Genomic DNA, 4,753 nt, shown 5'->3' with positions numbered 1-4,753 from the left:
GCGTGCTCAATCTCGGCTCGGGCAACCAGATCGGCGATGTCAGCACCGGCGATATCGCCGGCCGCGATATCAATAGAGTCGAGATAACCCAGGACAACAGCATCACAGTCGGCAATATTAGCAGTGACAGCGTCACTATCGGCAATGAGGTTCTCCGTAGTCTACAGACCGACGACCCCTCGCTGCGTCAGGCCGTTCAAACAATCAACGAGGTTATCTCCACTGGTAGTATCAACAGCGCAACAAGCGTAACCATTGGGCACACTATCCGACAGGTTGTCCAGCACTTTAACCTACCATCTGAGGCGGTTGCGGCGCTGTTTGATTTACGCACGCAGCTGAGTGCCTCACTTAGTCTGGATACCGCACACTATACATGGAGCAACCTTGTCGCCGACAAGCTTCAGGGTTTTGTTGGTCGTGAATATGTATTTGCCGAGATCGAACGCTTTTTGTCTAGTCGGCCCAATGGCTATTTTCTGATTGAGGGTGATCCCGGTATCGGCAAGAGCACACTCCTGGCAGAGTATGTACGACGCACCGGCTGCCTGGCATATTTTAACCATCGCTCACTCGGGATCTCAAGTACGACCCAGTTTCTTCAGCACCTGTGCGCCCAGATTATCATCGATGCCCAGCTTCCCTATACCCATCTGCCGCCGGAGGCAACCCGGGATGGGGCATTTTTGGTTCGACTGCTGCGCGAGGCGGCCGCGAGGCTTACTCCCGGCGAACGACTTGTGATCGCTATTGATGCTCTCGACGAAGTAGATCTTGCGGGTGCGGCACCTGGCGCAAATATCCTCTGCCTTCCAGGACACCTGCCTAATAACGTGTATTTCATCCTGACTCGTCGCAGGGTCGATCTTCCCCTCTTTATCTCCACCCCACAGCAAGCCCTCAATCTGATGTTCCATCAGCTTGAGAACCGTGACGATGTTGAGCGCTATCTGCGTGAAGCGGTTCAGCGTCCAGCGCTTCAGGCGTGGATCGTTACTCAGGGTTTGAGTGCCGACGACTTTGTTGCGCTATTGGCCGAACGTAGCGAGAACAATTTCATGTATCTGCGCCTGGTATTGCCAGAGATCGCTCAGGGCGCATACACAAGCCTTAGCGCTACTATGTTACCCAGAGGTCTTGAGCAATACTATGACGATCACTGGGTGCGCATGGGGATGATGACCGCGCCGCTGCCGCGTGCCAAGATCTTTATGATCTACATCATCTGCGAGGCGCGGCAGCCTGTCTCCAGTAGCCTGATCGCCTATGTGGCACGCCACGCAAAGCTGGCTATGGACGAGCTAGATATCCAGGCTATGTTGCTCGACTGGCTACAGTTCCTCCACGAGCAAAAGGTGGCGATGGGAACTCGCTACAGCATCTACCATACCAGCTTCCGAGACTTCCTGCACCGCAAAGACATTGTGCAGAAGGCTGGCGTGACTATTCCAGGGATTAATGCTCTGATTGCCGAGAGTCTTTTACGCGAACTCTATGGAGATCCTGATTGAGAAAGCCTTTATGCTGATTATTCGGATGGGCTCTGATTTGGATCAGGAGCGCTACGATAACGAGCTACAAGCTTGGCTGCCTGAAACCATTCGACCAGAACCCAACCCGTGATCCGGGCTACCTCTTGCACAGACCCTCCTACTAATGACAGCCCGTGCCTGGCAAGAGTCGGGATGAGTGCGGGTAGTGTGCCTAAGAATTCACCGGGCGTGCATGAGCTCAGCACCGTGAGCGCTTCGGCGATGTAGCCTTTCTGCGCCATAATCTGGGCCAGCTGTAGCCGGGTGTCGGTGCGCTCTCGGGTCCGGTCGTACGCGATCTCGTCAGCTACCTGGATGGCCTCTGCGAACCGGTTGGCGCGAGCCAGCCCCTCAGCTATTGAGCGCTGCGCCCTGGCCCGAAAGAAGGTCTCGTACAGCGGTATCGCCTCGATAACTGCCATGGCTCGATCGATCTGACCGAGATCTACAAGGCTCTGGGCAATATGTGCCTCAGTATTGGAGCGTGACGCAGACTCCTTCGCCGCAGTGCGAAGCGTCTCGTCTGGGGCACGCGCAGCTGCCAGAGCCTCGTCGAAGAGTTGGTTGGCCCTGCCATCACCTGCCCGGGTCGCGGCGATCGCAATTGCTCTGAGCCCCAGGGCGCGGTCACGGCTGAGAGGAAACCCGCGGGCCAGGGTGAGGGCCTGTTCGAAGATCTCATCTGCGCGTTGATTTCCCATCAGCGACAGGCTAGCCGCAATCTCTGCAAGAGCGTCAGAGCGATGGCCATCGAGCTGGATTGTGTCGGCCAGCCTGAGTGCCTGCTCGATGTACCCGTGCTGGGCTAGCGCCATGCTCACATCCGCCTGTAGTTCGTTGTTGACGCCGGTGAAATCACGTATCACCCGCTCAATAACCAGATTTGCGCGATGATGAACTCCAACAGCTGCAAGCGCATCGGCCGCCTGAATCAGCGACATCGCACGCTCGATCGATACTTCTTGTGCATTGACGAGTGCAACCAGGATTGCGCCAAAGAGTCGCTTTGCACGCCATCCCTTCAAGCCCGCCACGAGTGGCAGCACGCGACTCATGAGGTTCTGGCTACGTATAGCCGCGAAGCTTGCGATATGACCGTACTCAATGCCAAGGGCCAGATCGAGCGCATAGGACGCACAGTCAGAACCCTGGGTACCGCCTGATATCAGCAATGTGGTTGCCATATTGCTAAGTAGCTGCGCCATTTGCGGGGTTACTGGCAAGGCATGCTCCAGATCAAGAGCGCGCATACATGCTATGAGATCCAGCACAGTGGTTGCAACGCCGCATACGATCGGGGCGTGTAACAGAGCGCCCTGCTCTGTCTGGCGCAGATCGTGAGTGTCTGTAATGTAGCTCAGGCCAATATCAAGCCAATCCCTGAGTTCTTGTGCGTCGAGGTCGCCATTGATCTGCTGCGCCTCGGCGATCCTGAGCACCTGCGTTATCCCTTCCAGACGGGCCTGAAGCTCGACTCCGACCTGTGCGGCGGTGAGCGTTCTCGGCTCCGGAACCGTAACGCTGGCCATACCTTCCATCAGTGACTCATCCAGCACCGTCGTCGCCTGGCTGTCACCAGCTCTAGCAAGATACAGCGCAAGACACCCTAATAGGTATGCTGCTATCTGACCGTTCGCAATTGCGCGAATGGCCGGCAGCTCGGCGACGAGGGCGGCGACAACTGCCTCTGGCACAGGGTCTAGCTGGGATAGCAATTCTTTATATGCATCGAAGCGTTTATCCACCGATTGAATCGTACGGATGTGCGCCAGAGTCTGGTTGATATCTTCCGGCGGAGCGGAACCATCAGCACCTGGGTCTACGTTTGGTCTGATACCGGACTGGATAGCTGCGATCTCAGCGAGTGTCTCGGCGCGCACCTCTACGTCTGGCATCTTGTACGCTGTCGCGAGAGCCTCATCGTAGCGCCCCGCAAGCGCCATAGCGTGAGCGATAGCCTGTAAGGCCCGGGACCAGTCGGCGTACATCGAGCGGGCATGCAACTGATCGAGCTCCTCATCGGATATGGTATGTGTTTCTGACAGCATGACAGGCTGTGGTGCAGAGATAAAGTCAGGCGCCTGACTGATATCTACATCTGATAACCTCTGAAGCCATTCGTACCAGTGATGGCGTCCCGCTGATGCGGCGAAATGGTGTAGAAGCCCTTGAGCCTCATGTACCAATCCGCGCCGAGCCAAATCTTTGGCTATACCTAGGCAGTCATCGATCGAGTTAAAGTGATTTCGATGCAGCGCCGCTGCGGCGCGATCGGGGTGGCCCATCTCGCTCAGAGCCAGTGCTACGGTTCGCAGAAAGCTTTGCTGTGTGGATGGATCTGGAAGTGCTGCAGCGATATCACATGCCGTGTCGAGGAGATGTTTCGGAATAGCCTGCTTTCGGTATCGCAGATCTTTATAGATCTCCATCAGCCCTACGAAGCGTTGCTCGGGATTGGGGCGAATGGTCGCATAATCCACAGCTTCATCAACCCGGCCGAGCCAGACCAGGGCCCTGAGCTGCTCATCAGTATGCGCATTCGTCCGAAGATTGACTACCTGGCGGGCTGTATGCAGCCCGATCAGCCGTATTAGTCCCTCGGGCGAAGCCTGGCCGATTACACTTTGGATCGCCTGATCAAGATCTTCCAGATAAGCCAGATCGCTGGCAAGGTACTCACGTTTCACCTGCATCCATGCACTGTTGCCAACAAGCAACTGATAGAGTTGCTCAGTGGCATCTGCTTTCTGCAAATGCGCAACCATATGCCGCATGAGGTAGTCGAAGCGCTCAGTGTTGTCGCGTGCCCGCCGCATGCGTGTGATATCGCGTACATACGTACGCTGCTCATCATCTAGATCAATCGGCAGTTCAGCAAATGATAGTGATTGCAAGGCTCACCCCCTTAGGCATGTTTCAAACGCACTTGACAGTTTGGGCCTCAGGCCACCAGCGCCAGGACTGCGGGTGGCGGCTCCGGTGACAGCGCGGGCGCAGCAGATGCGGCTGGCCCGTAGCCCAAGGCGACGAGCCAATCAGTGGGTGCATCCGCCATGCCGCTTAGCTGGAGCGGACTTCTCCCTTGATGCACCCCACGGGTGAAGACGCGATGATTGTGCCAGACTGCCAACAAGGCCAGCAGACCCGCCGACAAGGTTCGATGCACGGCCAGATGGGGGCGCAGGATGCTGTGCCAGTTCTCGACCGCGCTACTCGCACGG

3 protein-coding genes are annotated in these 4,753 nt (G+C 56.7%); 1 reads left to right on the top strand and 2 read right to left on the bottom strand.

The features are described from left to right. The coding region (locus tag K2Z83_RS27835) for an ATP-binding protein (protein ID WP_220598433.1) at positions 1–1,511 on the top strand (1,511 nt) is incomplete at its 5' end. 17 nt (positions 1,512–1,528) lie between these two features. Here K2Z83_RS27835 and K2Z83_RS27830 read toward each other — a convergent pair. Together K2Z83_RS27830 and K2Z83_RS27825 are read right to left on the bottom strand one after the other, a co-directional pair. After that, positions 1,529–4,426, bottom strand: coding sequence for a hypothetical protein (locus tag K2Z83_RS27830; protein WP_220598432.1), 2,898 nt, complete (start codon positions 4,424–4,426; stop codon positions 1,529–1,531). Between the two features lie 47 nt (positions 4,427–4,473). Then, a partial coding sequence (locus tag K2Z83_RS27825; RefSeq protein ID WP_220598431.1) for a hypothetical protein occupies positions 4,474–4,753 on the bottom strand: 280 nt, incomplete at its 5' end.

Origin of the sequence: Oscillochloris sp. ZM17-4, assembly GCF_019599295.1 — a bacterium.
Lineage (GTDB): Bacteria > Chloroflexota > Chloroflexia > Chloroflexales > Chloroflexaceae > Oscillochloris.
The sequence above is the reverse complement of the archived record's forward strand: the minus strand, read 5'-3'. Positions and strand labels throughout refer to the sequence as shown.